Source organism: Streptomyces sp. NBC_01294 (genome assembly GCF_035917235.1).
GTDB lineage: Bacteria > Actinomycetota > Actinomycetes > Streptomycetales > Streptomycetaceae > Streptomyces > Streptomyces caledonius.
Genome location: NZ_CP108423.1, coordinates 3,424,470 through 3,450,753 on the forward strand (window position 1 = coordinate 3,424,470; position 26,284 = coordinate 3,450,753).

Sequence of the window (26,284 nt, forward strand, 5' to 3'; positions counted from 1 at the left end):
CGGTACTCACCGAGGATCAACGGCCTCATCGGGAGCCCCCGTCGCGCTGACCGACCAGTCCGAAGAACCAGTCCTCGAAGGCGTCGGGTCCGCCGCGGGGGTCGTAGCCGAGTTGTTCCAGCGTGCCGGCGGCCGCCACGCGGCCGTCCGCCACCATGATCACGCGGTGGCAGATGCGCTGGATCTCGTCGAGTTGATGGCTGGAGACCAGAACGGCGGCTCCACGGGCCGATTCCTCGGCGATGACGCGGCGGACCATCCGCAGCCCCTCCGGGTCGAGGCCGTTCGTGGGTTCGTCGAGGATGAGCAGGTCCGGCCGCTTCAACAAGGCCGCGGCGAGGGCCAATCGCTGCCTCATGCCCTGGGAGTAGGTGCCGACCCGCTTGTCGGCCGCATGCGCGAGACCCACTCGGTCGAGCACCGCTCCCGTACGGCCGCCGTCGGGGCGCCCCGTGCTTTCGAGCAGCATGCGCAGGACGGCCCGGCCGGTGAGCCAGCGGGGGAAGGACGGCGCGTCGAGTGCGGCGCCTATGCGGGCGAGCTGCGCGGGGCGCATCGGCAGCGGCTCCCCGAACAGGCGTATCTCACCGGAGCTCGGCAGCGCGAGCCCGGTCATCAAACGCATCAGCGTGGTCTTGCCCGCGCCGTTGAGGCCGAGGAGACCGACGATCTCACCGGCCTCCAGGCTCAGGCTGATCCCGTCCAGCACGGAGTGCCGCCGGAATCTCTTGGTCACTTCGCGACAGGAAAGAACAGTCATGGTGTGCGCTTTGCTTGTGGTGGTGAGCGCGCCCGCCGGCGGACATCCGGCCCGGCGTGGACGCGATGGGCAGGTGGAGGCTTCCCGCTTCGGGCGGGCCCCGGACAGGTCATCGGGGTCGACGGAACCTCAACTTCCGCTCCGCGTCAGGGTTCTGCGCGACCGGGCACCCTGGGTGCGGAGCAACCCTACCCGCATCACGCTGCGTCAACATGTCCATGATCACCGGCGGCCGGCGGGCGATCGCCGGCGGGGGGATCCCGGTCGCCGGCCGGGTCATCCCCCGGCGGGGCAGGACCGGGTCGCGGACGGCAGCCGTCCGTCGAGCAGGAAGTGGTCCACGTACTCCTTGACGCAGGACGAGGCCGCGTAGGCGGTGTGTCCCTCGCCCTTGTGGTCCACGATCACCGCCGAGCCGAGCCGCTCCGCCGTCTCCTCCGTCCACTCGTACGGGGTCGCCGGGTCCCCGCGGGTGCCGATCAGCAGCATCCGCGGGGCGCCCGGGTGGTTGATCCTGCGGATGAAGTCGGTTCCGGCGGGGCGCCCGTAGCAGGCGAGCACCGTCATCAGCTGGCGCGGCCCGAAGATCTCCGAGGCCTTCAGGAACTCGCCCTCCATGTCCCGCAGTTCCTGCTCGACGACCGCCGGGTCGGCCTTGTCGCGCGAGCGGTCCGGGTCGTCCGCGCAGTTCACGGCGGCGAGCGCGGCCAGGGCGTTGTCGGCGGGCACCGTACCGGGGCCGGCGCCCTGGTCCTCGTCCTCGGGCGGCGGGATCAGCGGTCCGCTGAGCTGGAGCAGGCCCGCCGGATCCCTGTCGCGCTCCGCCGACGCCAGCGCCTCGGCGAGCGCGGGCCACAGCTGCTGCGAGTACAGGGCGTTGCCCATGGCGACGGCGGCGACCTGCCCGGTCAGGTACGTGCCGTCCTCGCCGACGAGCGGCTCCTCGTCGAGCCGGGTCACCAGGGCGGCCACCTTCTCCTTGGCGGTGCGGGTGTTGGTCCCGTAGACGCAGTCCTGCTGGTGCGCGCACCAGGACAGGAAGTTGTCCAGGGCCCGCTGCTGGGCACGCGTGGAGACCAGGGCCCGCTCCGCCAGCGGCGCGGTGAGGGTGTCGACGCCGTCGAGGACCATCCGGCCGGTGCTGCCGGGGAACTGCGCCGCGTACACGGCGCCGAGCCGGGCCCCGTAGGAGAAGCCGAGGTAGTTGAGCTTCTCGTCCCCGAGGACGCGGCGGATCACGTCCATGTCGCGGGAGACGTTCACGGTCCCGATGTACGGGAGGACGGGGCCCGAGGCGAGCTCGCAGCGCCGGGCCAGGGACCGCAGGGCCGCCAGCAGCGCGGCGGCGTCGGGGATCGCCTCCGCGTCGGCGTGCTGGGGTCCGCCGCAGGAGACGGGCTCGCTGTGGCCGACCCCGCGCGGGTCGAAGCCGATGAGGTCGTACCGCTCGCCGAGGTCGGCGAAGAACTTGGCGCTGTCGGCCAGGCTCGCGGTGCCCGGGGCGCCGGGGCCGCCGAAGTTCAGCAGCAGCGAGCCGATGCGGTTCTTCCGGTCGGTGGCCGGGATGCGGGCCAGGGCCACCTTGACCGTGCCCTTGCCCGGGGCCGCGTAGTCGCGCGGGACGTCGACGGTCGCGCACTGCATCTCGGCGGGGACGGGCCGGTCGCGGCAGTCCTTCCACTGGACGCGCTGCGCGTGGAACCGTGCCAGGGGGTCGTCCCCGGTGGGCGTGGGGACGGGCGTGGGTATCGGGGTGGGCGGCGGCGTGGGCGCGGCGGCCGGGACGGCCGGGGCAGCCACCAGCGAGGCCAGGAACAGCGCCCAGGCGGCGAGGGCGGTCCGGGCGCGGGAACGCTGGGAACGGCGGGACCGGTGGGAACGGCGGGAACGGTGCACAGCACCCTCCTCGGGTGGCCCCCCGGACCCATCAGCCCACCATAGTCCCGCTCCCCCGACCCCGCCCCCCGGCCGTGGCCACGGCCCGTGACCAGGCGTTGGGCCCCGCCCGCGCGCCCCGCGCGCCCCGGCTCACGCCTCGCGCGGCCCCCGGTAGAGCTCGTTGATCCGGTCCGCGTAGTCGCGGGCGATCACGGCCCGCTTGAGCTTGAGCGACGGGGTCAGGTGGCCGCGCGCCTCGGTGAAATCGACCGGCAGGACGGCGAAGCGGCGGATCGACTCGGCCCGTGACACCAGCCGGTTCGCCTCGTCCACCGCCCTCTGCAGGTCCGCCCGCAGTGCCTCGTCCCGCACCAGCTCGCGGATCGGCACGCCCTGCTTCTTGTGCATCTGGCGCCAGTGCTGCAGCCCGTCGGGCTCCAGGGTGATCAGCGCGGTGATGTACGGCCGGTTGTCGCCGAGCACCATGCACTGGCCGACCAGCGGGTGGGCCCGCAGCCAGTCCTCCAGCGGCGCGGGCGCCACGTTCTTGCCGCCGGACGTGATGATCAGGTCCTTCTTGCGGCCGGTGATCGTGAGGTAGCCGTCGGCGTCGAGCTCCCCGATGTCGCCGGTCGCCAGCCAGCTCCCGTACGGCAGGGCGTGCCCGCTGTTCCAGTAGCCGGCGAAGACGTGCCCGCCGCCCAGCAGCACCTCCCCGTCGTCCGCGATCCGTACGGCCGTTCCCGGCAGCGGCCATCCCACCGTGCCGAGCCGGGGCCGCTGCGGCGGGGTCACGGTGCTCGCGCCGGTGGTCTCCGTGAGTCCGTAGCCCTCGAAGACCTCGATGCCGGCGCCCGTGTAGAAGGCGGCGAGCCGCCGGCCCAGCGGTGACCCGCCGCTCAGGATGTAGCGGACGCGGCCGCCGAGCGCGGCCCGGATCCGCCGGTAGACGAGCGGGTCGTACAGGGCCCTTCCGGCGCGCAGCAGGAGTCCGGCGGCCTTGCCCTCGGCGACCTCGCCGAAGCGCCGCGCGATGCGGGCGGCCCGGTCGAAGGAGGAGGCCCGGCCCATCTTCTCCGCGGTGGCCCGGGCGGTGTTGTAGACCTTCTCCAGCACGTACGGAATGGCCAGGAGGAAGGTCGGCCGGAAGCCGGCGAGGTCGGCGAGGAGGTCCTCGATACTGATGCTGGGCGCGTGCCCGAGTTTGACGCGGGCCCGCATGCAGCCGACGGCCACCATCCGCCCGAAGACGTGGCTGAGCGGCAGGAACAGCAGGGTGGACGCCGGGTCCTTGCTGACGGACTTGAAGACGGGGTGCAGCAGCTCCACCGCGTTGTCCACCTGGGCGAAGAAGTTGGCGTGGGTGATCACGCACCCCTTGGGCTGCCCGGTGGTGCCCGAGGTGTAGATGAGGGTGGCGACGGATTCCGGGGTGCGGGCGGCCCGGCGGGCGTGCACCAGCGCCTCGGGTATCCGCTCCCCGGCCCGGACCAGCCGGGCGATCGCGCCGGTGTCGAATTCCCACAGGTGCGCCAGCCAGGGCAGGTTCGCCCGCTCGTTGCTGATGAGCCGGGCCTGCGCCGTGTCCTCGACGGCGCAGGCCACAGCGCCGGAGTCCTGGATGATCCAGCGCGCCTGGAGGGCGGAGGAGGTCGGGTAGATCGGTACGGTGACCAGCCCGGCGGCCCATCCGGCGAAGTCGAGCAGGGTCCACTCGTAGGTCGTACGGGCCATGATCGCGAGCCGGTCGCCCTCGCGCAGCCCCTCGGCGATCAGGCCCTTGGCGACGGCGAGCACCTCGGCGGCGAACTCGGCGGCCGTGACGTCGCGCCAGCTCCCGTCCCGCTCCTTGCGGGCGAGCACCGCCTCGCGCGGGGCCTCCCGGGCGTTGTCGAACGGGATGTCCGCGAGGGATCCCCGCCCCTGCGGCCCCACGAGCGCGGGGACCCGCACTTCGCGCACCACCCCGTCGATCATGGTCTTGACCGGCTCTACGGGCTTGACCAGCCTCAGCTCGGCTTCCACCGCGCACTCTCCTCGGGTCGACACGAGCGTTACCGCCGGTAATTTACGTAGCGGTAACGCTGCCCGACCAGCCCCCGGAGCCCTTCTTCACGGACGCTCCACGCCACCACCGCACGAGGCCGCGCCCCCCGACGGGCCCGGCCTCGGCCCCGTCCGGGGGCCTGAGCCGGGCCCGTCCTGGGCGAAGTCGGGCCGGGCCGGACGGAGTTCGGGCCGGGCAGAGTCGGGCGGGCAGCGCCGGGCGGAGTCGGGCAGAGTCGGGCGGGCAGCGTCGGGCGGGCCGGGCGCCGACCAGGTCAGTTCCACACCCCGGTCGCCGCCGTGGTGCGGACGTAGTCGGCGAAGTCGCGCGGTTCGCGGCCGAGCGCGCGCTGCACGCCGTCGGCGAGCTGGGCGAAGCGGCCCTCGCTGATCCAGCCGTAGAGCATGTTCAGCAGGTCCGCGTAGTCCCCCGGCAGGTCCTGGCGCGCGGCGTAGGCCGTGAACTCGTCCGCCGGGACGGGACGGTAGGCGATGTCCCGGCCGGTGGCCCGGGCGATCTCCTCGACCACGGCGCCCAGGCTCAGCAGCCGCGGACCGGACAGCTCGTAGGCCTGCCCGCCGTGCCCGTCCTCGGTGAGGGCGGCCACGGCGACGTCGGCGATGTCCTCGGTGTCGACGAACGGCTCGACGCCGTCCCCGGTCGACATCACGACCTCGCCGTCGAGAAGCTGCCCCCGGAAGAACGGGTCCTCGCTGAAGTTCTGCGCGAACCAGGCCGGCTTCAGGATCGTCCACGCGGCGCCGGACTCCCGTACCGCGCGCTCGCAGGGAAGCTTCTCCTCGCCGGCCGGCACCACCCAGTCGCGGGCCGACAGCAGCACCAGCCGCTCGACCCCGGCGTCCACGGCCAGCCTGCCGAAGGAGCGCATCGACTCCGCGGCGTCGGCGAGCTGCGAGTCCACGAGGTAGGCCGCACCGGCCCCCCGCAGCACCGGCTCCCAGGTGTTCTCGTCACTCCAGTCGAAGCGGTGCGGCCCCTTGCGCGAGGCCGCCCGGACCTCGTGTCCGCGCTGCCGGAGGCCTGCGGCCACCCGGCGTCCCGTCTTGCCCGTGCCGCCGAGGACCAGAATCGGTTGTGTCGTCTTCTTCGTCATGCGGACCAGTCAACCCGCGGGGAGGTGAGCCGGGGAATGGTCCACCCGCTCAGTTCCATGTCTCAGCGTCTAGGCTCGCCGTATGGATGCGCTGGCGAGTCTGCTGTACGAAGTCAGGTCCGAGGGCGCCCTGTTCAGCCGGAACCTCCTGACCCCGCCCTGGTCGGTGCGCTTCGCCGACAGGACGCCGCTCAGCCTCGTCACCATGCTGCGGGGCTCGGGCTGGATCGTCCCCGGCGACGACGCCCCGCCCGTCGAGCTCGGCCCCGGCGACGTGGCCATCGTGGTGGGACGGGAGCCGTTCACCCTCGCCGACACCGCCGACGGCGACCTGCGGACGCCGCCGCTGTACGTGGTCGGCCCCGACCACTGCACGTCGGCCGACGGCAAGGAGATCAGCGAGGACGTCGTCCTGGGCCTGCGCACCTGCGGGAACGACCGGGGCGGCTCGGCCGTCATGCTCACCGGCAGCTACCAGGTCGGCGGCCGCGTCTCCGAACGGCTGCTGAGCGCGCTCCCCCGGGTGCTCGTGGTGCGCAGCGGCGGCACGCCCGGCCCCATCCTGGAACTCACCGCCGTCGAGGTCGGCCGGGACGACCCCGGCCAGCAGGCCGTCCTCGACCGGCTCCTGGACCTGTTGCTGCTGTCCACCCTGCGGGAGTGGTTCGCCGGCCCGGAGGCCGATCCGCCCGGGTGGTACCGAGCGCTCGGCGACCCCGTCGCGGGCCGGGCCCTGCGGCTGATCCACGACCGGCCCGCGCGTCCGTGGACGGTGACGACCCTCGCGGAGGAGGCCGGTGTCTCGCGCGCGACGTTCGCCCGCCGCTTCGGCGACCTCGTCGGCCAGCCGCCCATGGCCTACCTGACCGGCTGGCGCCTGGCACTGGCGGCGGACCTGCTGGCGCGCACCGATGCCACCGTGGAATCGATCGCCCGACAAGTGGGCTACAAGAGCGCCTTCGGGCTGAGCGTGGCCTTCCACCGCGTCTACGGAACCCGCCCGAGCCAACACCGCGCGACCGCCGCGGCCCGCCCGGCCGCGTAAGCGCGCATAGAGCGTGTAAGGCACGCAGGAGGCATAGAACGCCATAGGCCGGCATGGGGCGGCATGGGGCGGCATGGGGCGCGTCGTACGCATCCTGCCGGTCGGCTAAGGGCGTTGTGGCAGGTGGCGGGGTCCCCGGCGGGCAGTCCACGGGCTGTCGGTCACGGCAGGTAGCGTAGGGACGGCACCACACCAACGGCATGCATGCGTCGGTGCGGTCCGGCTGCCACCCGCCGAAGGCGTCCGGGACCACGCCGGACCGGGAGCGGCCACGTTGCCGCCCGTCGCCGGCCTCGCGCGGACCGGGCCCCGGCGGCCGCGGTGTCACCGCCCGGCTGTTGATCGTGTCTCACCCTCTGAGCAAGGAGCTCCACGCGCATGTCCATACCGCCGCAGCCGCCGTCGTCCCCCGAGCCGTACCCGCAATCCGGACAGCCCGGACCGTACGGGCAGCCGGGACAGCCGGGACCGTACGGACAGCCGGGGCAGCCGGGGGACCCCGGGCAGCCGTACGCCGGCGGGCCGCAGGGCTGGCACGTGCCGCCGCAGTCGCAGAAGACCAACGCGCTGGCCATCGTGGCGTTCGTCATGTCGATCGTCTGCGCGCTGCCGCTGGTCCCGCTGATCCTCGGCATCATCGCCCTCTCCCAGATCCGCAGCCGCGGCGAGAAGGGCAAGGGCTTCGCCGTCGCGGCGATCGTCATCCACGGCGTGACCCTCGCGCTCACCGCGGTCTTGGTGGTCCTCGGAATCGCGGGAGCGCTGGGCGACGGCCCGTCGCCGAAGCGCGACACCAGCGGCCAGGTCACCGACTCGGGCTCCAGCAAGGTGAGCGACATCCGCCTGGGCGACTGCTTCAACACGGACGACAACCTGGCGGAGTACGAGGACAAGGACGGCGGCCAGGCCTCCCTCTCCGTGCGCATCGTGCCCTGCGAGCAGGCCCACCAGGGCGAGGCGTACTCCGTCTTCGAGCTGGAGGAGGGACCGTACCCGGGCACGGAGAAGGTCGTCTCGATCGTCGAGGAGAAGTGCGCGGGCCCGGCGCTCACCACGTACGTGGGCAAGGACGCGAAGCTCTCGGACAAGCTGGAGGTGTACTACTACTACCCCCAGTCCACCACCTGGATCCTCGGCGACCGCGAGGTCACCTGCTTCATCGGGGACGCCAGCGGTTCCAGCACCGGCTCGGTCCGCGCCGGCTCCTGAGCCGCGGCCCCGGCCCCACCTCGTCGTCCGCCGCACGCCCACCCGTGGCCTGCGGCGGACCCGAGGCACTCGCGGGGCCATACCGGCCCTCCACCGGACAGGGCCAGAATGGCCGTATGAACCGTCCGCGACTCCTCCACCTGGACCGCACCCTCGACGAGCTGGACGGCCCGCAGTGGCCCGCCCCGCCGCCGCACGCGACGGCGCTCGTCACCAAGGTCCACGCACTGCGCCGCCGGCCGCTGTCCGCCCTGGCCCCGGCGGACCTCCGCACGCTCGTCGCGCAGAACGTGTCCCTTCCGTACGTCCTCCCCCTCGCCGTGGCGCTGCTCCTCGAAGAGCCGATGCTGGACGCGTACTTCTACGAGGGCGACCTGCTCCTCGCCGCCCTCGCCCTGCCCGCCGCGGCCTGGGCCCCCTTCCCGGACCTGGCCGCGCAGCTCACGGCGGCCGTCGAGGCCCTCCCTGCGGAAGCCACCGAGGAACTCGCCCACCTGGCGGGCCCCGAGGGGCTCGGGCCCATCGGCGTGCGATCGGGCCGGACTCTGCCAGGGGTGAGGGGCGCGGCCGTCCTGCCCTAGGCAGCGGGCCTCGCCGCACGTTCGGGGTCGGGTGGACAGTCGCGGCAGCGGCCCGGGGCGGGGGCGCGGAAGGCCCGGTCGCAGCCGTCGCAGGTCTGGAAGGGATCCGGGCGCCGGACCGGTCTGGCCGCCGGGGCGGGTGGCAGGTGCGGTGGGATCAGCGCGGTGAGCCGGTACGCCAGGACGGACGCGGGACGGTGCATGTCCTCGGGGAGGCCCCCGGTCAGGACCCGCCCGACCTCGTCGGGTTCCGCCCCGCGCTCCAGCCAGTCCGACACGGCCGGCGCGAGCCGCCGTACGTCCCGTTCGGCCAGCAGGAGCCGGGGGTCGTACCGCCGCAGCCCGGCGAGCAGATCGGCCGCGCCGGGGTGCAGTGGCCGCGGCGGCGCGGGCGGGACATCGGGCGCGCGGGCCGTCACCGGCCCGGGCCGCACGTCCGGCTCAGGCTGTGGCTCTGCTACGGGCTGCGGTACGGGACCCGGTACAGGCCCCGGTACGGGCTCGGGCGCAGGCTCCCGGCCCGGCCGAGGCGGAGGTGGCGGAGGTTGCGGAGGCGGGTCCTCCGGGGTGACGTCGCCCGGCCTGTTGTACGAGTACGTCCGGGTCACCACCTGCCCGGTCGCCAGCCGCTCGCGCCGCCGCTCCAGGTAGCCGTACCGCTCCAGCTCCCGCAGGGCGTCGGCGACCCGGACCTCCCCCTCCGGGAACCGCTCGGTGAGGGCCTTGATGCCGACCGGGGCCCCGTCCGGCAGCGACTGGATGTACGCCGCGACCCCGATCGCCATGGCCGACAACTCGGGGTGCTGGAGCAGGTGGTTGCCGACCACGGTGAAGTGACGCGTGTGCGGTGTGTTGACGTGGATGACACCGGATCGGGCGGTCCCGGATCGAACACGGGACGTTGCGCGCGAGGGCGCGCTAGGCTGCTGAAGAGCCATTGGGAAGGTGCTACTTCCTTGTTGGTCAGGCCCTCGCCCGGGATTGCCGTCCCGCCGGGGGCCGTCTCATGTCTGAGGTGGTCGGGCCGAGCATATGCCCGCCAACCGGTGTGAAATCCAGCCCAGTTGGCACGTTTCACCCGACCGAGCGACGCGGGCCGGGTTTGGTTGGGTTGGTTGGTTCTTTCCCCCGGTTCTTTGGGTCTTTATGCGTCTAAGCCCGCCGGAGCACGGCTCCCCGCGACCCGGTGGCGAGGAAGACCTCCGCCCACACCACCTTGCAGGGAACCGGCCCCTGCCTTACGCCCCAGCGGTCCGCGAGCGCATCGACCAGCACCAGGCCCCGCCCGCCCTCCGCGCCCCCTTCCGCGTCGCGGATACGCGGGATCCGGTCGCCGCGCGTATCGGCCACCTCGATCCGCAGCACCCCGTCCGCCAGGGTGAGCACGATCCGGAAGTCCCGCCCGGGCACCCGGCCATGGCTCACCGCGTTGGCGGCCAGCTCGGCCACGATGAGCGCCGGTCCTTCCGTCGGCAGACCCCACTCGGCGATCTTCTCGACGGCGAGCTGCCGCGCCTGGCGGGCGCCGCGCGGGGTGGCGGCGAGCTGGGCGCCGAAACAGTGCCCTGAGTCACAGATTTGAGTGTTCACGTGACCGAGCGTGTCGGGCCGTGCATACCGTGAGAAGCGACACCGCCCTTGCGTCCGGCGTTTGTCCGGACGTTGTCCGGTGCTGTCCCGGCTGTCCTGCAAGACCTGCGGGCAAAGGGCGTTGAGAAATCCGGTACGTCGAAGGCGGGCGCGCATGAGCGTGGACATTGACGGTGCGGAAGACGCGGGCTGGGACGTCGATCCCGAGGACGAGCAGGGAGTGGCGGTCCTGGCCGCGCTGGGCCGCCAGCTCCGGGCCTGGCGGGAGGAGGCGGGCATCCGGGCCGCGGACTTCGGCACGGCGGTCGGGTACGGGGAGGACCTCGTCCGCAAGGTGGAGGCGGGCAAGCGGATCCCCCGCCCCGAGTACCTGGACAGGGCGGACGAGGCGCTGGGGGCGGGCGGGAAGATCGCCGCGATGAAGGCCGACATGGAACAGGTCCGCTACCCGAAGAAGGTCCGGGATCTCGTGCAGCTGGAGGGCCGGGCCGTCGAACTGTCGGCGTACGGCAGCCACAACATCCATGGCCTGTTGCAGACGGACGACTACGCACGGGCCCTGTTCGAGATGTGGCAGCCTCCGCAGACCGCTGAGCAGGTGGAGCGTGGTCTTGCCGCCCGGATGGCCCGCCGGTCGATCTTCGACCGCAGCCCCGCACCCGCCCTGTGCTTCGTCCAGGAAGAGGTGACACTGCGGCGCCGCATCGGGGGGACAATGGTGATGCGTGGGCAACTCGAACGCCTGTTGGAGGTTGCCGAGCTGCGGCACGTGACGATCCAGGTCATGCCCACCGATCTCGAAGAGCACGCCGGAATGGGTGGGTTGATCCACGTGCTGAAGTTCGCGGACGGATCGGCGGTAGGGCGCTCCGAAGGGGCGTTCAGCGGCCGCCCCGTCTCCGATCCGAGGCAGGTCCGGGTCCTTGAACAATGCCATGCCATGATCCGGTCCCAGGCTCTCACGCCACGGGAGTCCGTCGCATTCATCGAGCAAGTGCTGGGAGAGACATGATCCACGAGTCCGAGCTGGAGTGGTTCAAGAGCAGCTACAGCGACAGCGGCGACATCAACGACTGCGTCGAGGTGGCCCACACCCCCGCCACCATCCACGTCCGCGACTCCAAGGTTCTCCACGGCCCCGACATCACCTTCGCCCCAGAGGCGTGGGCCGGATTCGTGGCGCAGGTGTCGTGATCGGCAACGGCTCCACCATCCGTCTGTGAAAGCCCCCTTGACGGCTGGGGTGCCGATTTCCCCGTATTAGCATGGACATGATCCAGCCAGCACTTCCGGATCAAGTCGGGGGGAACCAGATGTCATTCGACGCGGAGTGGGCGCAGCACAAGGCGGCTGCGCTCGCCGGATCGCAGTCGCCCGGCATGCGGCTGAACCAGGTGGCGCCCGATGCGGGTGGCGGTGGCCCGGCGGGGAGCCTGCTGGCCGGGGTCACCTCCATCAACGGCAACGCGAACCTCCTGATCGAGATCGCCGCGCTGCTGCACGAGGGCCGCCCCGATGGCGACGCGAGCACCATGGCCCGGGCACCCCGCGCCCACGCCGACGTGGCGAACGAAGCCCTCCGCTTCGCCCGGTTCGCCGACGACCAGTTCAAGGACACGGTCGCCCTGTTCGCGGGCCTGGCCACCCGCCTGAAGACCACCGGCACCAGCTTCGCCCAGGTGGACGACGGGACCGCAGCGTCCTTCCTCCGCTCCATCGTCGACGAGGGCACGTACGTCAAGCCGGAGGCCAAGTGAGCGGCTTGAGTTACCGCAAGGACGTCCAGTTCCTGCAGGAGTGCAATCCGCCGCTCGTCGAGCGCAACGCCGCGGAGTTCCGCCGGCTGCGCGACCTCCTCGTCCAGGTCGGGGGGCCCGCCCGGCGTGCGGAGACCGGTACGCAGTGGCAGAGCGACGGCAGCCACACCTACACCGGCCGCCTCGCCGAGGCCCGGCAGCTGGTGACCCACATGGCCGAGGGCTACGACAAGGCGGCCAGCGCCCTGAACGCGTATGCCCTCGCCCTCACCACCGCGAAGACCCACTACGACAACGGCAAGCGCTCGGAGCGCGCCCTCGCCACGCTGATCGGGACCAAGGGCACCGCGATCACCCGCACGGCGCAGGAGGCCGAGCCGATGCGGCAGTGGGAGGACATGCGGGCCACGACCGGGTTCCTCGACGGCCTGGCCGAGCTCACCATGGACGTGGACGACATCCGCGACGAGGCGAACCGGCTCCACGACGCCGCGGGCGGTGACTTCCACCTGGCGAAGACGGTCGAGCAGGAGGCGCGCAGCACGTGCGTGCACGCGCTGAAGCAGGCGTACGAGCTGCTGCCGGAGTTCAAGGTCAAGGGCGGGGGGAGCCCGCCCGACCTGTACGCGGCGATGGCGGACATCCGCCGGGAGGCATTGGAGGCCCGCACCAGCCCGCTGACCCATCTGCCGGGCAGCGCCGGGAAGCGGGAGATGCCCGGGCCGGTCGGCCCGGACACCCCGGTCTCCCCGCAGCTGCGCGACATCCGCATGCAGGTGTCGGGGCTGCCGGATGCCGCCGACAACTACTGGATCCCGGTGGTCACGGACGGCATGCACGCGGACTGGATCTCCCAGAACAAGGAGCTCCTGCGGGCGGCGGCCAAGAACGCGGGCCTCCCGGAGGAACTCCTCGCGGGCGTGGCCTGGCAGGAGGTCGGGGGCTGGCAGCCCGGGCTCATGGACGACGTGACCGGCACCATCCGCGAACAGGCCGCGGCCCCGTGGGGACTGAGCCCGGTCATCCCCGAGAACCTTCCGTGGCGGCTCGGCGGGGGCCTCGACGAGACCTCGTACGGCCCGGTCGCCATCCAGCTCCGACGCGGCGCGGAAGTGCTCGGCTACGACCCGGCGAACCTCACGGACCACCAGCGGACCCTGGTGGAAGAGGCGCTCCAGGACCCCAAGCAGAATGCGTTCATAGCGGCCGGCTTCCTGGCCCAGATCAAGGCGGAGAGCGGCCTCGCCGACGTCCCGGCCGACCAGATGACGGAGGCCCAGATGCGGGAGATCGCCGCCCGGTACAACGGAGGGCCCTACTGGGACCTCCCCAAGGCCCAGGGCTACGGCGACCGGTTCGTCGACAACCTCGGGCAGGCAAGGAACGCGATGCGATGACGGACCTGAGCGACAACACCGACGTGCCCGGGGACCGGGGATACGTGCGGTGGGTGCTGGGTGTTCCGCTCGGGATCATCCACCTGCTGAACGCCGCCGCCGTGTCCCTGGCCCTGTTCGCCGGGCCGCAGGCCGACTGGGACCACCAGGGCTACGAGAACGTCGGCGCGATGTGCTTCCTCGCCGTGTCCCTGAGCGTGCTCGGCCTGCTCATCACCCTCCTTCCGAGCGTGCGCAGGGCCATGGGACTGTGGTGGCTGGCCCCGCCGCTCGTCCTGGGGGTGATCGCGTGGGTGCGTGGCGCGACGCTCGGCTGAGGCTCCCCCGGGAGGACATCGACCGGCCCGAGGACCGCGGCTGCCTGCAGTGGGTGCTCGGAGTTCCGCTCGCCCTGGTCTACGTCCCCGCGGTGTTCCTCTGCTACGCCACCCTGGCGATGCAGCCGGACCCCTACGACGACCGGGTGCGCGAGGAGATCCGGTTCGTGGCCGGCCTCTCCCTCTGCTTCTGCCTCCTGGGGCTGCTGATCACCATCACCCCGCTGTTCCGGCGGACCCTGGGCCGCTGGTGGTTCGCCCTGCCGCTCCTGCTCGCGACGGTCGCGTACGTCCGCGCGCAGACGGTCTGACGCTGCGGCAGCACCTGCCGGAAACGCCGCAGCCCCCGCCCGGACGGGGGCGGGGGCTGCGGCGGTACGGCGATCGGGCGGGATCAGGCGGTCGCGGCGACCGGCTGCGGCGTGACGTCGGCGGCGGCCGACGGGGCCGGGTCGTCCAGCGGGGAGGCCGAGGCGGAGGCGTAGGCCTCCTTGTCCAGGATTCCCTCGCGGGCCGAGACGATGACCGGGACCAGGGCTTGCCCGGCCACGTTCGTGGCCGTGCGGATCATGTCCAGGATCGGGTCGATCGCCAGCAGCAGGCCCACGCCCGCCAGCGGGAGGCCCAGGGTGGAGAGGGTCAGCGTCAGCATGACCGTCGCGCCCGTCAGACCGGCCGTGGCCGCCGAGCCGATGACCGACACGAAGACGATGAGCAGGTACTCCTTGATGCCCAGCTGCACGTCGAAGATCTGCGCGATGAAGATCGCGGCGAGCGCCGGGTAGATCGCGGCGCAGCCGTCCATCTTGGTGGTGGCGCCGAACGGGACGGCGAAGGAGGCGTATTCCTTCGGGACGCCGAGGCGCTCGGTGACCTTCTGGGTGACCGGCATGGTGCCGACCGAGGAGCGCGAGACGAAGGCCAGCTGGATGGCGGGCCAGGCGCCCTTGAAGAACTGGAGCGGGTTGACCTTGGCGACCGTCGCGAGCAGCAGCGGGTAGACCACGAACATCACGAGGGCGCAGCCGATGTAGACGTCGGCGGTGAAGGTCGCGTACTTGCCGATCAGGTCCCAGCCGTACGTGGCGATCGCGGTGCCGATCAGGCCGATGGTGCCGATCGGGGCGAGGCGGATGACCCACCACAGGGCCTTCTGGAGCAGCTCCAGGGCGGACTCGGCGAGGTCGAGGACCGGCTTGGCCTTGGCGCCCAGCTGGAGGGCGGCGATGCCGGCGACGACGGCCAGGAAGACGATCTGGAGGACCTTGAGCTCGGTGAACGGCGTGACGATGTCCGTCGGCACGATCCCGGTCAGGAAGTCGATCCAGGAACCGGTCTTCTTCGGCTCCTTGCCGTCGGCCGCGGTGAGGCCGGTGCCCGCACCCGGGTCGGTCAGCAGGCCGATGCCGATGCCGATGCCGACCGCGATCAGCGAGGTGATCATGAACCAGAGCAGCGTGCGGGTGGCGAGCCGCGCGGCGTTGTTCACCTTCCGCAGGTTGGTGATCGACACCAGGATCGCGAAGAAGACGAGCGGGGCGATGGCCAGCTTGAGCAGCTGGACGAAGAGGTCGCCGGTCTTCTCCAGGGTGGTGGCGAGCCAGCTGATGTCCTGGCTGCGGGCTATCCATCCGAAGAGGACGCCGAGGGCGAGACCGGCGACGATCTGGGCCCAGAAGGGGAACTTGAACGAGGCCTTGGCGGGGGCCTGCGGGGTCGCGGACACGGACACTCTCCGGTGGTGACGCACAAAGACGAGGGGGGAAGTTCTGCGGGGTGATGCGGTGCGGCAGCAGCCAGGAAGGGCCGGCCGGGACCGCTGCTGTAACGATTCAGCTCAACAGCAACAGGCCGCGGACGCGCGGCGGCAGAGGTCGACGTGCAGGCGCGCCACGAGCGGAACGCTCGCGGACATCGGGTGCGCAACTGTGGTCAACATGTTGAGCACGCTAACACCTCTGCTTTGAGAAACTCAAAGGGGCACTTTGAGACAGCGGCGTGCGAGGCCCTCTTGCGCGGGCCCGGAAAACACGACCGCCCCAGCGTTCACGGGGGATTTACCCGGTGCTGGGGCGGTTCGATGTGTGATGAAGCCAACTGGGGCGTTACGCCCGGGACCGTCCTAGACGCGCGCCGCGTCGTCGGCCTGGTCCTCCTGGCTGCGGTTCGCGGCGAGCTTCTCCTTCGCGCCCGCGACGCGACCGGAGATCTGCTGGGACATCTCTTCGCGCTGCTTGCGCAGGAGGACGTAGGAGAGCGGGGCGGAGAGCACGAGGGCGAGCAGCACGACCCAGGCGGCGTTGGCGTCCCCGAGCCCGGCGGGCACCCAGCGGAGCCGGACGAGGCCCGCGACGACGACGAGGCATCCGACGAAGATGCCCAGGCGCATCGCGGTGTAGCGGATCGTTGCGCTCGGCTTGAGGGACACGGTGACCCCTTCTCTCTCGTCGTGGTCGTACGCCGTACGTCGGCTGCGCCGGCTGGTGCCCGTCCAGTGAAGCACGCCGGGCCCCGGCCGCGGCCCTCCGGGGTACGGCGTCGGCCCGCGCGGCCGGGCCGCCTGCACGGGCATCGGTACGGGCATCGGCACGGGCATCGGTATGGGTGCCCGCACCGGCGCCGGTCGGTCAGTGCAGCGGCAGCAGCATCGTGATGTCGTCGCGGTCGTCGCCCGGGGCCACCCGGATGGCGCCGGGGACGCGGCCGACCTCCTTGTAGCCGCAGGCCGCGTAGAAGTACTCCAGGCCGTGGCCGCCGCGGCAGCCGAGCCGGATCGCGTCGATGCCCTCGACGGAGCGGGCCGCGGCCTCCGTCGCGGCCATCAGCGCGCGCCCGTAGCCCTTGCCCTGGTGGCGCGGATGGACCATCACCGTGTACGCCCACAGCCAGTGGAGCTGGAGCCGGTGCGTGTTGTGGGTGAGGAAGGCGGTCGCGGCGACCGAGCCGTCCCCGGTGTGCCCGACGAGCAGCCGGCAGCGCCCGTCGGCGACGCCCGCGAGCTGCTGGTCGAGCGTGGGGCGGATGTCGTCGGAGGTGACCGGCGGCACGAAGCCCACGGCGCCGCCCGCGTTGGAGACGTCGGTCCACAGGTCGAGGATCCCCTCGCGCAGGGCGGGGTCGATGACCGGGTCCAGGGTGAAGGTAAGGGGCATAGGGTCAACCTATCCATTACCCGATCGGGTCGTCCAGAAAAAGCCGAACCCCGGCCCTCGTCGACGGGGGGCCGGGGTTCGACGTGCCGAGCGGATCGGACAGCGGGTCAGACGCGCATCGCCTGCGGGGTCTCGCGCAGGCTCGCGTCCGGACCGGGGTACTCGCGGATGATCTCGTAGCGCGTGTTGCGCTCGACCGGGCGGAAGCCCGCTTCCCGGATCAGCTCCAGCAGGTCCTCACGACCCAGCTTGTTCGGGGTGCCGTAGTTGTCCGCGTCGTGAGTGATCTTGTACTCGACGACCGAGCCGTCCATGTCGTCCGCACCGTGCTGCAGCGCGAGCTGGGCGGTCTGCACGCCGTGCATCACCCAGAACACCTTGACGTGCGGCACGTTGTCGAAGAGCAGTCGCGAGACGGCGAAGGTCTTCAGCGCCTCGGCGCCGGTCGCCATCGTCGTGCGCGCCTGGAGCTTGTTGCGCACCTTGCCGTCCTGCATGTCCACGAAGTCGTGCTGGTAGCGCAGCGGGATGAAGACCTGGAAGCCGCCGGTCTCGTCCTGGAGCTCGCGCAGCCGCAGTACGTGGTCCACGCGGTGGCGCGGCTCCTCGATGTGCCCGTAGAGCATCGTCGAGGGGGTCTTGAGGCCCTTCGAGTGCGCGAGGCGGTGGATGCGCGACCAGTCTTCCCAGTGGGTGCGGTGGTCGACGATGTGCTGGCGGACCTCCCAGTCGAAGATCTCCGCGCCGCCGCCGGTGAGCGACTCCAGGCCGGCCTCGATCAGCTCGTCCAGGATGTCGGAGGCCGACATGCCGGAGATCGTCTCGAAGTGGTGGATCTCGGTCGCCGTGAACGCCTTCAGCGAGACGTTCGGCAGCGCCTTCTTCAGCTCCGAGAGCGAGCGCGGGTAGTAGCGCCACGGCAGGTTCGGGTGCAGGCCGTTGACGATGTGCAGCTCGGTGAGGCTGTCGTTCTCCATGGCCTTGGCCAGGCGCACGGCCTCCTCGATGCGCATCGTGTACGCGTCCTTCTCGCCCGGCTTGCGCTGGAACGAGCAGTAGGCGCACGAGGCCGTGCACACGTTGGTCATGTTGAGGTGACGGTTGACGTTGAAGTGGACGACGTCACCGTTCTTGCGCGTGCGCACCTCGTGGGCGAGGCCACCGAGCCAGGCCAGGTCGTCCGACTCGTAGAGGGCGATGCCGTCCTCACGGGTCAGCCGCTCGCCGGAGCGGACCTTCTCCTCCAGCTCACGCTTGAGCCCAGCGTCCATGTACCGGTCGCCTCCTCTAGATGCCTCTGCCTGTCCTGCGAACCCTGACCAACCGTACTCTCAGGCTTCCTCGGGAAGTTCCCCGACCCGGTTCTCCCACTTGGTGGAGAGCACGATGGTGGTGCGGGTGCGCGAGACGCCCTTGGTGCCGGAGAGCCTGCGGATGATCTTTTCCAGGCCGTCCACGTCGTTGGCGCGCACCTTCAGCATGAAGGAGTCGTCGCCGGCGATGAACCAGCAGTCCTCGATCTCGGCGAGGTCGCGCAGCCGCCGGGCCACGTCCTCGTGGTCCGCGGCGTCGGACATGGAGAGTCCGATCAGGGCCGTGACGCCGAGGCCGAGCGAACGCGAGTCCACCGTCGCGCGGTAGCCGGTGATGACGCCGGCCGTCTCCAGTCGGTTGATGCGGTCGGTGACGCTGGGGCCGGAGAGGCCCACGAGACGGCCCAGCTCCGCGTACGAGGCACGACCGTTTTCCCGGAGTGCCTGGATGAGCTGCCTGTCCACCGTGTCCATTTACGTGGAGCCTTCCATTATTCGGCGATCCTGCAAGTCTAGGTATAGAATCTAAGGCACGCAGGGTCAACATCCTGCGAATTCTTTCAGCAGATCAATAACGATCTTCAGGAGTGGTACACCGTGTTCACGATCGAGATGGCCCACGCACACATGCGACAGCTCCAGGAGCTGGCCAACCGATCCCGCGCCCACCAGCCCGCCGCCGCCCAGCGCGTCGACAAGCTCCGCAAGCCGCTCGGCGCCAAGAAGGCCTAGTCACCGCGGCTTGCCCCCCGGGGAGAACGGGATCCTCCCAACTCCCCCTCCCAACGGCGGTACAGCCGGTGCGGCACCTCTGCCGCGTCCAGCACCCGCCCCGCGACGAAGTCCACCAGATCCTGGATGTGCGTCGCACCCGCGTAGAACGCCGGAGAGGCGGGCAGCACGATCGCGCCCGCCTCGTCCAGCGCCACCAGATGCTTCAGCGTCTGACCGTTCAGCGGGGTCTCCCGCACCGCGACCACCAGCCGGCGCCGCTCCTTGAGCGTCACGCTCGCCACGCGCTGGAGCAGGTCCTTCGACAGTCCGAGCGCCACCCCCGCCACGCAGGCCGTGGACGCCGGGACGATGAGCATCCCCTTGACCGGGTACGAACCCGAGCTCGGACCGGCGGCCAGGTCCCCGGCACCCCAGAAGCGGACGTCCGCGTCCCCCGCGGGGACCTCGAAGGTCCCCGGTTTGCCGTCGGCGCCACGGGCCAGCCACTCCGCGAGGTCCTCGCGCCAGTGCGCGTCGCGGAAGGCGATCCCGGTCTCGTCCAGCAGGGTGAGGCGCGACGCCCGGCTCACCACCAGGTCGACGCTCTCGCCCGCGGCCAGCAGCCCGCGGAGCACCGCCGCCGCGTACGGCGTCCCGGACGCCCCGGAAACCCCGACCACCCACGGGGTGCGCTTGCGCTCAGTCATACCTCCGAGACTATCCGGCCACCCCCCGCGGGCACTCGGTAAGGTGTCCGGACGTTCCAGGGGAGGGACGCTTCGAGGGGGCGACGATGAGCACGACGGCGGATCTGTCCTGGACCCGGACCGGGCGGGCCAAGGCGGCGGCAAAGCTGATGCTGGCCTGGATCGCCCTGCTGTGGCTGATCGAGGCGGTCGATCTGGCCACCGGCAACGCCCTCGACCCGTACGGGATCACCCCGCGCGACCCGGATCACCTGATAGGCGTGATCGCCCACCCGTTCCTGCACTTCGGCTTCGGCCACGTGGCGGCCAACAGCTGGCCACTGCTGGTCTTCGGCTTCATCGCCGCGCTCGGCGGCATCCGCCGCCTCCTCGCCGTGAGCGCCCTGATCACGCTCGCGGTCGGCATCGGGGGCTGGCTCGTCGCCCCGCCCGACACCCTGGGGGCCGGCGCCTCCGGACTGGTCTTCGGCCTCTTCGGCTACGTGGTGGTCCGCGGCTTCGTCGAACGCAAGCCGCTGAACGCGGTGGTCGGCGTGGTGGTCGCCGCCCTGTGGGGCTCCACGATCTTCCTGGGCGTCCTGCCCACCGACTCCGGCGTGGGCTGGTACGCCCACCTCATCGGACTCGTGGCGGGTGTGCTGACCGCCCTCTACCTCCGCCGCCCGGCTGCTCCGCAGCCGACCCCGACCCTGCTCAGCTGACCGCGGAGGGGTCCACAGAGGGGTCCACCGGCAGACCCGAGGTGTCGATCACGAGCTTGCCGATGCCGGTCTCGACGGTGACCTCGCCGCCGTACGGGATGGTGTCCCGTCCCCGGTAGCCGTCGGGTCCGGGGTTCCACAGGGTCATGCAGTGCGCCTTGTAGGGGTCGAAGATCAGGTAGTGCGGGATGCCGCGGCGCGCGTAGGCGCGGTCCTTGACCTCGTAGTCGTTGTGGCGGCTGCTCGGGGAGACCACCTCGACAGCCAGCTCGATGAGATCGGGTGAGTAGGCACTGAGGTTCTTGCGCCGCTCGGCATCCGGGATGAGGGCGAGATCCGGGCAGAGCTCATTGATCTCGTCGAAAGGGACGGCGACATCGGAAATGAAGCCCCACTCCGGTGAGAGTTGCGGCTTCAGCAGGCCCCGCACCTCCCAGATCGTCTCGTTGTGGTGAGGCTTGACCGGACTCATCACGATGGCGCCCTCGACAATCTCCGTCCGGTACCCGGGGAACATGTCCTCGAACCGGCTGAGCTGTGAGTGCAGGCGGTCGATCTCCGAAACGGTCACGTCAGCCTCCCTGTCCATGCACTCGATGGTAGGGCGCACCGTAGCGAGAAGGTCGGACTCCGGACCGTCGGATGCGGACCCGCCCACACGACCGAGCTACAGGGTCAGGCCCCGGACCGACAGGTCCAGCAGCGCGCACACGAAGAGGGCGATGCCGATGAAGCCGTTGACCGTGAAGAAGGCGCGGTTGAGGCGGGACAGGTCGTTCGGCTTCACGATGGTGTGCTCGTAGAGGAAGGCGACGGCCACGAGCACCAGGCCGGCCCAGAACAGCACGCCCGCGTCCGTGGCGAGGGCGTACCAGGCCAGCAGGGCCGTGGTCACGACGTGCGCGCCGCGCGCCCCCCAGAGGGCGGCCGGGACACCAAAGCGGGCCGGGACGGACTTGACGCCCTCCGCGCGGTCGGCGGCCACGTCCTGGCAGGCGAAGATCAGGTCGAAGCCGCCGATCCACACGCCCACCGCGAGGCCCAGGATCACCGCGTCCCAGGACCACTCGCCGGTGATCGCCAGCCAGGCGCCGACCGGGCCCATCGCCTGGGCCAGGCCCAGGATGGCGTGCGGGAAGTTCGTGAACCGCTTGCCGTACGGGTACACCACCATCGGGATGACGGCGACGGGCGCCAGCATCAGGCAGAGCGGGTTCAGCAGCGCCGCCGAGCCGAGGAAGACGACGAGCGCGATCCCGGCGCCGGTCCAGGCCGAGCGGACCGACACCGCGCCGGTGACCAGCTCACGGCCGGCCGTGCGCGGGTTGCGGGCGTCGATCTCGCGGTCGATGATCCGGTTCGCCGCCATCGCGAAGGTCCGCAGCCCCACCATGCAGACGGTGACGAGCAGCAGCTTGCCCCAGTGCACGTTCCGGTCGAGCTGGAACATGGCGGTGAGCGCCGCGATGTAGGCGAAGGGCAGCGCGAAGACCGAGTGCTCGATCATCACGAGCCGCAGGAAGGCCTTGACCTTGCCGCTCGCCTCCGGCGCGGGGCCGGGACCGCGGACGTCTTCGGCGGTGGTCATCACGCCAGGCTCCCGCGGAAGGCTTCCAGGTCGGTCAGCAGGGTGGGAGTGGGGACCGGGGGGATCTCCACGGACAGGACGTCCGCCTCCTCGGGCTCCGGCGGGGTGACCTGGGCCGAGAAGGCGTAGCCGTCACCCACCGGGCGGGCGTCGAGGCGGAGCACGGCCCCGGCCTCGACCGTGAAGGGCTCGCCGGACCCCAGCGCGGTCACCAGCTGCTCCGAGAAGTGCTCGGCTTCGGCGTCGCGCAGTCCGGGCAGCTCGAAGCCGCCGCCCTCGCCGTCCTCCGGCTCCCACACCACGGCCCAGACGTCGCCCGGGCCCACGAACTCCTCGGGCGTCACGCCCGCCTGTTCGGCGGCCAGCCGGACACCCGGGTCGGAGGGGTCGATCTGCGGGCGCACCAGGGCCACGTACGCGGTGCCGGTGCCGATGACGAGCTCCGGGCCGCTCACTGCGATCGGGCTCACAGGCCGTACTCCTTCCAGCGTCGGTCCACCAGGGCGGCGGTGGCCGGGTCGGACTCGACCATGTCGGGCCAGCCGCCGTCGCGGGTGTAGCCCTCCTCGGGGAGCTTCTTCGTGGCGTCGATGCCCGCCTTGCCACCCCAGAACTGCTGGTACGAGGCGTGGTCGAGGTGGTCCACCGGGCCCTCGACGACCGTCAGGTCGCGGGAGTAGTCCGTGTTGCCGAGCGCCCGCCAGGACACCTCGTGCAGGTCGTGGACGTCGCAGTCCTTGTCCACCACGATGATCAGCTTGGTCAGCGACATCATGTGCGCGCCCCAGATGGCGTGCATGACCTTCTGTGCGTGCTTCGGGTACTTCTTGTCGATCGAGACGATCGCGCAGTTGTGGAAGCCGCCCGACTCGGGCAGGTGGTAGTCCACGATGTCCGGGACGATGATCTTCAGCAGGGGCAGGAAGAACCGCTCCGTCGCGCGGCCCAGCGGGCCGTCCTCCGTCGGCGGCCGGCCGACCACGATCGACTGGATCAGCGGACGCCTGCGCATCGTCACGCAGTCGATCTTCAGGGCCGGGAAGGGCTCCTGCGGGGTGTAGAAGCCGGTGTGGTCGCCGAAGGGACCCTCCGGGAGCATCTCGCCGGGCTCCAGCCAGCCCTCGATCACGACCTCCGCGTTGGCCGGGACCTGGAGCGGGACCGTCTTGCAGTCGACCATCTCGATCCGCTTGCCCGCGACGAAGCCGGCGAAGAGGTACTCGTCGATGTCACCCGGCAGCGGCGCGGTGGAGGCGTACGTCACGGCGGGCGGGCAGCCGAAGGCGATCGCGACCGGCAGCCGCTCGCCCTTCGCCGCGGCGACGGCGTAGTGGTTGCGGCTGTCCTTGTGGATCTGCCAGTGCATGCCGATGGTGCGCTTGTCGTGGCGCTGGAGCCGGTAGAGGCCGAGGTTGCGCACGCCGGTCTCGGGGTGCTTGGTGTGGGTCAGGCCGAGGTTGAAGAAGTCGCCGCCGTCCTTGGGCCAGGTGAAGAGGGCCGGCAGCTGGTCCAGGTCGACGTCGTCGCCGGTGAGGACGACCTCCTGGACGGGCGCGGAGTCGCCCTTCACCTTCTTCGGCGGCACGTGGACCATCGAGCCGAGCTTGCCGAAGGCCTCGCGGACCCCGATGAAGCCCTGCGGCAGCTCCGGCTTCAGCAGGCCGCCGATCTTCTCGCTGATCTCGGCGTACGACTTGAGGCCGAGGGCCTTCAGAAGGCGGCGGTCGGTGCCGAAGACGTTCATGGCCAGCGGCATCGCCGAGCCCTTGACGTTCTCGAAGAGGAGCGCCGGGCCCCCCGCCTTGTTCACTCTGTCGACGATCTCCCCGACCTCCAGGTACGGGTCGACTTCGGCCTTGATGCGCTTGAGGTCGCCCTCCCGCTCCAGAGCCCGGAGCAGCGAGCGGAGATCGTCGTAAGCCATAGGGGTCAGTATCCGTCACCAACTACCCTGGGAGTGTCACCGGGGCCCGAGCCGGGCCCCCCGTCACTGCCGGGGAGTCGGTCCCACACCGTGCTGCGCTATCTGCCGTTCCTCCTGATCCTCGCGCTGACCATCTACGCCTTCATCGACTGCCTGAACACGCCGGAGGAAGAGGTCAAGCACCTGCCCAAGACGGTCTGGGTGCTGATCATCCTGCTCTTCTCCATCGTGGGGCCGGTGGTGTGGCTGTTCGCGGGCAAGAAGCGGTCGGCCGTCGGCGGCGGCGGGCGCCGCCCGCGGGGCCGGGCCCAGTGGGTCGCGCCCGACGACAACCCGGAGTTCCTGAAGTCCCTGCGCGACGAGCAGGAGAAGCAGGACAAGAAGGACGAGGACAAGGACTAGCCGGGCACGGCGGGCCGCTCCGCCTTCGGGAGCGCGCCGACGAGCCACGGCATCTTCTTGCGGGGAACCGCGATGAGCACCTCGCGCTCCCCGTCCCGGCACTGCGCCACCAGGTACGTGGGCTCGTACCGGCCGTAGAGCTCCATGGCTCCGGGGTCCGACGCGAAGACGGGGCGGACCTGCTCCAGCACCAGCCCGGAGGGCAGCGGAGCACGGCGGAAGGCACCGGTCGGGTCGACGCTGAAGGCGAGCACCCCCGGGGCCACCACGAGGTAGGGCCCCGGGCCGAAGCCGGTGTCGTCCCCCAGGACGTGGGCGATGAAGACGTGCTCCCGGTCGTCGCGGCGCGGCTCCACCTCGACCGTGTCGCTCTCGCCGCGCAGCGCCTTGCAGATCCAGACGGCCCCGATGACGACGGCGGCGAGCGCGAGGCCGGCGCCGCACACGCGCAGGAGCTGCCCGATCCGGAGGTCCGTGGCCAGGGCCGCGGTCAGCACGCCCACGCTCAGAAGGCCCAGGGTCACGCAGGGCACCATCACCTGCCAGGGGGCGGCCCGCCGGGAGCGGTGGGACAGCCACCGCTGCCAGGAGCCGATCCAGATCAGGACGGGCCCGAAGAGCAGCAGGAACGCTCCCCAGCCGAACGGCACCGCGTAGGCGGTGTGGGGATCGGCGTCGGTGAAGGCGGTGCGCGGGGCTCCGGAGCCGTACACGACGTACCGGACCTCGCCGCGCCAGCTGACCAGCCGCACGGGGTCGCCCTGCGCGGGCACCACGCGGAAGCCGGCCCCTTGCAGGTCGAGGTGGCGCGTGCGTCCGTCGCCGAGCACGACCTCGACGTACGTGTACGTGTCCCCGCGCCCGCCCCGCCCGTAGCGCTCGACCGTCGCCGGTTCGGGACTCAGGCACTGCGCCCGCTCGCGCGGCGGCAGGCCGGGCGCGCAGGTGTCCGCGGCGGCGAAGGCGCGGGCGGCCGCGTCGGCGGTCCGTACGGGCACCAGCAGCAGGAGAGCGCCCACCAGGGCCGCGACGGCTCCGATGCCGATGGGCAGGGTCGCGTACCGCCAACTCGTCGCCGCGTCAGGTCTCTTGGTTTGCTCTCGGGTGATCACGAATCTCAAGACTGCCTCAGGCGGAAACGTTTCGGCCAGCGACTTGGGACGCCGCCCGCGCGAAGGCCCGCACCGCGCCCGAGTTGTCGGCGGCGCGCCACACCAGGCCGTAGCCGACCGGCTCCGCGTCCGCGAAGGGGACGTAGGCGACGCCGGGGCGGGCGTAGTACGTCGAGGTGTGGGCCGACGTCAGCAGCGCGCCCTGGCCGGCGGCGACCATCATCAGCGCCTCCTGCATGTTCGTCACCTCCGGCCCGCGCCGGATGGGCCGCCCGGCCGGCGTGCGCGCCGGGCTCTGGGCCTCACGGCGGTACGGGGGCAGGTCCCCGGCGACGGTCAGCAGCGGCACCCCGGCCAGCTCCTCCAGGGACACGGAGTCCCGCCCGGCCAGCGGGTGCCCGGCGGCCACGGCCAGCACCCGGGCCTCGGTGAGCAGCGCGGGCCCCTCCCCCAGGTCGGCCTCCCGGACCGGAAACTCGGCGAACTGCACGTCGAACTCGCCCCTGCGCAACTGCCCGTACGGATCGGAGAGCGGCACCTCGCACACCTCGACCGCGAGCCCCGGGTGGGTGGCGCGCAGGGACTCGGCGGCCTTCAGGACAAGCTCCCCGGCGGGCGGGGTGGTGAAGCCGACGTGCAGGACGCCGTCCGCGGCGCGGGCGGTGGCGGCGGCCCGGTCGAGGGCGGCCTCGATGGCGCGGTGGTGGGGTTCGAGGTCGTCGCGCAGCTGCCGGCCCAGCGCGGTGAGGGCGACGCTGCGGCTGGTGCGCAGGAACAGCGGCGCGCCGACCCGGCGCTCCAGGCGCTGGACGAGCTGGCTGACGCGGGCCCGGGAGAGCAGCATGCGCTCGGCGGTCCGGCCGAAGTGCAGTTCCCCGGCGAGGATCAGGAAGCAGTCCAGCTCGTCGCGATCGGTAAGCATGACTGAACGAACGTTGTCTTCTTCGGCGTTGTTCCGAGCCGGGCACCGGGCGAG

30 protein-coding genes are annotated in these 26,284 nt (G+C 71.6%); 12 read left to right on the forward strand and 18 right to left on the reverse strand.

Annotated elements, in window-relative coordinates:
• Positions 1-25 precede the first annotated feature (25 nt).
• The 4 genes from OG534_RS15305 to OG534_RS15320 form a co-directional block, all read right to left on the reverse strand.
• Positions 26-736 (reverse strand): ABC transporter ATP-binding protein, encoded by a 711-nt coding sequence (locus tag OG534_RS15305; RefSeq protein ID WP_326588614.1) that lies wholly within the window; start codon positions 734-736, stop codon positions 26-28.
• Positions 737-1,036: 300 nt separating this feature from the next.
• A complete protein-coding gene (locus OG534_RS15310) occupies positions 1,037-2,656 on the reverse strand; it encodes an alpha/beta hydrolase (protein ID WP_326588615.1) in 1,620 nt (539 codons plus the stop codon).
• A gap of 132 nt (positions 2,657-2,788) precedes the next feature.
• On the reverse strand, positions 2,789-4,615 hold the full coding sequence (locus OG534_RS15315; RefSeq protein ID WP_326593642.1) for an AMP-dependent synthetase/ligase: 1,827 nt from the start codon (positions 4,613-4,615) through the stop codon (positions 2,789-2,791).
• Between the two features lie 344 nt (positions 4,616-4,959).
• The gene (locus OG534_RS15320) at positions 4,960-5,799 is read right to left on the reverse strand and encodes an NmrA family NAD(P)-binding protein (protein WP_326588616.1); all 840 of its coding nucleotides are present in this window, start codon (positions 5,797-5,799) and stop codon (positions 4,960-4,962) included.
• A gap of 82 nt (positions 5,800-5,881) precedes the next feature.
• On the opposite strand from OG534_RS15320, the gene OG534_RS15325 reads away from it, so the two are divergent.
• The 3 genes from OG534_RS15325 (at position 5,882) to OG534_RS15335 (ending at position 8,634) form a co-directional block, all read left to right on the forward strand.
• A complete protein-coding gene (locus OG534_RS15325; RefSeq protein ID WP_326588617.1) occupies positions 5,882-6,844 on the forward strand; it encodes an AraC family transcriptional regulator in 963 nt (320 codons plus the stop codon).
• A 378-nt stretch (positions 6,845-7,222) separates the two neighbouring features.
• Positions 7,223-8,053 carry a DUF4190 domain-containing protein gene (locus tag OG534_RS15330; protein WP_326588618.1) on the forward strand — a complete coding sequence of 277 codons (831 nt, stop codon included), beginning with the start codon at positions 7,223-7,225 and terminating at the stop codon, positions 8,051-8,053.
• 116 nt (positions 8,054-8,169) lie between these two features.
• A complete protein-coding gene (locus OG534_RS15335; protein ID WP_326588619.1) occupies positions 8,170-8,634 on the forward strand; it encodes a contact-dependent growth inhibition system immunity protein in 465 nt (154 codons plus the stop codon).
• On the opposite strand, the gene OG534_RS15340 is transcribed toward OG534_RS15335, so the two are convergent.
• Together OG534_RS15340 and OG534_RS15345 are read right to left on the reverse strand one after the other, a co-directional pair.
• Positions 8,631-9,461, reverse strand: a complete 831-nt coding sequence (locus tag OG534_RS15340) for a helix-turn-helix domain-containing protein (protein ID WP_326588620.1) — start codon at positions 9,459-9,461, stop codon at positions 8,631-8,633. The genes OG534_RS15335 and OG534_RS15340 overlap by 4 nt on opposite strands.
• A gap of 325 nt (positions 9,462-9,786) precedes the next feature.
• Entirely contained in the window at positions 9,787-10,224 is a 438-nt protein-coding gene (locus tag OG534_RS15345) for an ATP-binding protein (protein WP_326588621.1), read from the reverse strand.
• A gap of 154 nt (positions 10,225-10,378) precedes the next feature.
• Here OG534_RS15345 and OG534_RS15350 point away from each other — a divergent pair, with 154 nt between their 5' ends.
• The 6 genes from OG534_RS15350 to OG534_RS15375 all read left to right on the forward strand — a co-directional run bounded on the left by OG534_RS15350 (position 10,379) and on the right by OG534_RS15375 (position 14,006).
• Positions 10,379-11,236: a helix-turn-helix domain-containing protein gene (locus OG534_RS15350; protein ID WP_326588622.1), complete on the forward strand. Its 858-nt coding sequence runs from the start codon at positions 10,379-10,381 to the stop codon at positions 11,234-11,236.
• Entirely contained in the window at positions 11,233-11,418 is a 186-nt protein-coding gene (locus OG534_RS15355) for a DUF397 domain-containing protein (protein ID WP_326588623.1), read from the forward strand. The genes OG534_RS15350 and OG534_RS15355 overlap by 4 nt, the downstream gene beginning before the upstream one ends.
• Positions 11,419-11,537: 119 nt before the next feature.
• Positions 11,538-11,981 (forward strand): hypothetical protein, encoded by a 444-nt coding sequence (locus tag OG534_RS15360; protein WP_326588624.1) that lies wholly within the window; start codon positions 11,538-11,540, stop codon positions 11,979-11,981.
• Positions 11,978-13,378, forward strand: a complete 1,401-nt coding sequence (locus OG534_RS15365) for a hypothetical protein (protein WP_326588625.1) — start codon at positions 11,978-11,980, stop codon at positions 13,376-13,378. The genes OG534_RS15360 and OG534_RS15365 overlap by 4 nt, the downstream gene beginning before the upstream one ends.
• Complete coding sequence (locus OG534_RS15370) at positions 13,375-13,695, forward strand: hypothetical protein (protein ID WP_326588626.1); 321 nt, start codon at positions 13,375-13,377, stop codon at positions 13,693-13,695. Before OG534_RS15365 ends, OG534_RS15370 begins: the two co-directional genes overlap by 4 nt.
• Positions 13,668-14,006 carry a hypothetical protein gene (locus OG534_RS15375; RefSeq protein ID WP_326588627.1) on the forward strand — a complete coding sequence of 113 codons (339 nt, stop codon included), beginning with the start codon at positions 13,668-13,670 and terminating at the stop codon, positions 14,004-14,006. The genes OG534_RS15370 and OG534_RS15375 overlap by 28 nt, the downstream gene beginning before the upstream one ends.
• Before the next feature lie 83 nt (positions 14,007-14,089).
• On the opposite strand, the gene OG534_RS15380 is transcribed toward OG534_RS15375, so the two are convergent.
• From OG534_RS15380 to OG534_RS15400, 5 genes are all read right to left on the reverse strand, one after another.
• A complete protein-coding gene (locus tag OG534_RS15380; protein ID WP_326588628.1) occupies positions 14,090-15,427 on the reverse strand; it encodes a dicarboxylate/amino acid:cation symporter in 1,338 nt (445 codons plus the stop codon).
• Positions 15,428-15,817: 390 nt separating this feature from the next.
• Positions 15,818-16,198, reverse strand: a complete 381-nt coding sequence (locus OG534_RS15385; protein ID WP_326588629.1) for a DUF4229 domain-containing protein — start codon at positions 16,196-16,198, stop codon at positions 15,818-15,820.
• Between the two features lie 124 nt (positions 16,199-16,322).
• Positions 16,323-16,847, reverse strand: coding sequence for a GNAT family N-acetyltransferase (locus tag OG534_RS15390; protein ID WP_326588630.1), 525 nt, complete (start codon positions 16,845-16,847; stop codon positions 16,323-16,325).
• 107 nt (positions 16,848-16,954) lie between these two features.
• A complete protein-coding gene (mqnE, locus tag OG534_RS15395) occupies positions 16,955-18,118 on the reverse strand; it encodes an aminofutalosine synthase MqnE (protein ID WP_326588631.1) in 1,164 nt (387 codons plus the stop codon).
• Between the two features lie 60 nt (positions 18,119-18,178).
• The gene (locus OG534_RS15400; protein WP_030388096.1) at positions 18,179-18,634 is read right to left on the reverse strand and encodes an Lrp/AsnC family transcriptional regulator; all 456 of its coding nucleotides are present in this window, start codon (positions 18,632-18,634) and stop codon (positions 18,179-18,181) included.
• 123 nt (positions 18,635-18,757) lie between these two features.
• Between OG534_RS15400 and OG534_RS15405 the strand changes: the two genes are divergently transcribed.
• Complete coding sequence (locus OG534_RS15405) at positions 18,758-18,892, forward strand: hypothetical protein (RefSeq protein WP_326594044.1); 135 nt, start codon at positions 18,758-18,760, stop codon at positions 18,890-18,892.
• Here OG534_RS15405 and OG534_RS15410 read toward each other — a convergent pair.
• Positions 18,889-19,581, reverse strand: coding sequence for a UbiX family flavin prenyltransferase (locus tag OG534_RS15410; RefSeq protein ID WP_326588632.1), 693 nt, complete (start codon positions 19,579-19,581; stop codon positions 18,889-18,891). The two genes, OG534_RS15405 and OG534_RS15410, sit on opposite strands and share 4 nt — an antisense overlap.
• An 86-nt stretch (positions 19,582-19,667) precedes the next feature.
• Here OG534_RS15410 and OG534_RS15415 point away from each other — a divergent pair, with 86 nt between their 5' ends.
• Entirely contained in the window at positions 19,668-20,282 is a 615-nt protein-coding gene (locus OG534_RS15415) for a rhomboid family intramembrane serine protease (protein ID WP_326588633.1), read from the forward strand.
• On the opposite strand, the gene OG534_RS15420 is transcribed toward OG534_RS15415, so the two are convergent.
• From OG534_RS15420 to OG534_RS15435, 4 genes are all read right to left on the reverse strand, one after another.
• Positions 20,275-20,871, reverse strand: coding sequence for a Uma2 family endonuclease (locus tag OG534_RS15420; RefSeq protein WP_326588634.1), 597 nt, complete (start codon positions 20,869-20,871; stop codon positions 20,275-20,277). The genes OG534_RS15415 and OG534_RS15420 overlap by 8 nt on opposite strands.
• Before the next feature lie 78 nt (positions 20,872-20,949).
• Positions 20,950-21,870, reverse strand: a complete 921-nt coding sequence (gene mqnP / locus OG534_RS15425) for a menaquinone biosynthesis prenyltransferase MqnP (RefSeq protein ID WP_326588635.1) — start codon at positions 21,868-21,870, stop codon at positions 20,950-20,952.
• Entirely contained in the window at positions 21,870-22,340 is a 471-nt protein-coding gene (locus tag OG534_RS15430; protein WP_326588636.1) for a hypothetical protein, read from the reverse strand. The genes mqnP and OG534_RS15430 overlap by 1 nt, the downstream gene beginning before the upstream one ends.
• Positions 22,337-23,794: a menaquinone biosynthesis decarboxylase gene (locus tag OG534_RS15435; protein ID WP_202200264.1), complete on the reverse strand. Its 1,458-nt coding sequence runs from the start codon at positions 23,792-23,794 to the stop codon at positions 22,337-22,339. Before OG534_RS15435 ends, OG534_RS15430 begins: the two co-directional genes overlap by 4 nt.
• A 90-nt stretch (positions 23,795-23,884) precedes the next feature.
• Between OG534_RS15435 and OG534_RS15440 the strand changes: the two genes are divergently transcribed.
• A complete protein-coding gene (locus OG534_RS15440; protein WP_326588637.1) occupies positions 23,885-24,196 on the forward strand; it encodes a PLD nuclease N-terminal domain-containing protein in 312 nt (103 codons plus the stop codon).
• On the opposite strand, the gene OG534_RS15445 is transcribed toward OG534_RS15440, so the two are convergent.
• Positions 24,193-25,308: a hypothetical protein gene (locus OG534_RS15445; RefSeq protein ID WP_326588638.1), complete on the reverse strand. Its 1,116-nt coding sequence runs from the start codon at positions 25,306-25,308 to the stop codon at positions 24,193-24,195. The two genes, OG534_RS15440 and OG534_RS15445, sit on opposite strands and share 4 nt — an antisense overlap.
• Positions 25,309-25,324: 16 nt before the next feature.
• Positions 25,325-26,230, reverse strand: a complete 906-nt coding sequence (locus tag OG534_RS15450) for a LysR family transcriptional regulator (RefSeq protein WP_326588639.1) — start codon at positions 26,228-26,230, stop codon at positions 25,325-25,327.
• Positions 26,231-26,284: the final 54 nt, after the last annotated feature.

What these genes read in the sequence shown, in the direction of transcription:
- OG534_RS15350 (WP_326588622.1), top strand. Translation starts at nt 10,379, where the DNA reads ATGAGCGTGGACATTGACGGTGCGGAAGACGCGGGCTGGGACGTCGAT.
- OG534_RS15315 (WP_326593642.1), bottom strand. Translation starts at nt 4,615, where the DNA reads ATGATCGACGGGGTGGTGCGCGAAGTGCGGGTCCCCGCGCTCGTGGGG.
- mqnE (WP_326588631.1), bottom strand. Translation starts at nt 18,118, where the DNA reads ATGGACGCTGGGCTCAAGCGTGAGCTGGAGGAGAAGGTCCGCTCCGGC.
- OG534_RS15420 (WP_326588634.1), bottom strand. Translation starts at nt 20,871, where the DNA reads ATGGACAGGGAGGCTGACGTGACCGTTTCGGAGATCGACCGCCTGCAC.
- OG534_RS15415 (WP_326588633.1), top strand. Translation starts at nt 19,668, where the DNA reads ATGAGCACGACGGCGGATCTGTCCTGGACCCGGACCGGGCGGGCCAAG.
- OG534_RS15335 (WP_326588619.1), top strand. Translation starts at nt 8,170, where the DNA reads ATGAACCGTCCGCGACTCCTCCACCTGGACCGCACCCTCGACGAGCTG.
- OG534_RS15390 (WP_326588630.1), bottom strand. Translation starts at nt 16,847, where the DNA reads ATGCCCCTTACCTTCACCCTGGACCCGGTCATCGACCCCGCCCTGCGC.
- OG534_RS15435 (WP_202200264.1), bottom strand. Translation starts at nt 23,794, where the DNA reads ATGGCTTACGACGATCTCCGCTCGCTGCTCCGGGCTCTGGAGCGGGAG.
- mqnP (WP_326588635.1), bottom strand. Translation starts at nt 21,870, where the DNA reads ATGACCACCGCCGAAGACGTCCGCGGTCCCGGCCCCGCGCCGGAGGCG.
- OG534_RS15400 (WP_030388096.1), bottom strand. Translation starts at nt 18,634, where the DNA reads ATGGACACGGTGGACAGGCAGCTCATCCAGGCACTCCGGGAAAACGGT.
- OG534_RS15325 (WP_326588617.1), top strand. Translation starts at nt 5,882, where the DNA reads ATGGATGCGCTGGCGAGTCTGCTGTACGAAGTCAGGTCCGAGGGCGCC.
- OG534_RS15450 (WP_326588639.1), bottom strand. Translation starts at nt 26,230, where the DNA reads ATGCTTACCGATCGCGACGAGCTGGACTGCTTCCTGATCCTCGCCGGG.
- OG534_RS15355 (WP_326588623.1), top strand. Translation starts at nt 11,233, where the DNA reads ATGATCCACGAGTCCGAGCTGGAGTGGTTCAAGAGCAGCTACAGCGAC.
- OG534_RS15330 (WP_326588618.1), top strand. Translation starts at nt 7,223, where the DNA reads ATGTCCATACCGCCGCAGCCGCCGTCGTCCCCCGAGCCGTACCCGCAA.
- OG534_RS15320 (WP_326588616.1), bottom strand. Translation starts at nt 5,799, where the DNA reads ATGACGAAGAAGACGACACAACCGATTCTGGTCCTCGGCGGCACGGGC.
- OG534_RS15360 (WP_326588624.1), top strand. Translation starts at nt 11,538, where the DNA reads ATGTCATTCGACGCGGAGTGGGCGCAGCACAAGGCGGCTGCGCTCGCC.
- OG534_RS15370 (WP_326588626.1), top strand. Translation starts at nt 13,375, where the DNA reads ATGACGGACCTGAGCGACAACACCGACGTGCCCGGGGACCGGGGATAC.
- OG534_RS15410 (WP_326588632.1), bottom strand. Translation starts at nt 19,581, where the DNA reads ATGACTGAGCGCAAGCGCACCCCGTGGGTGGTCGGGGTTTCCGGGGCG.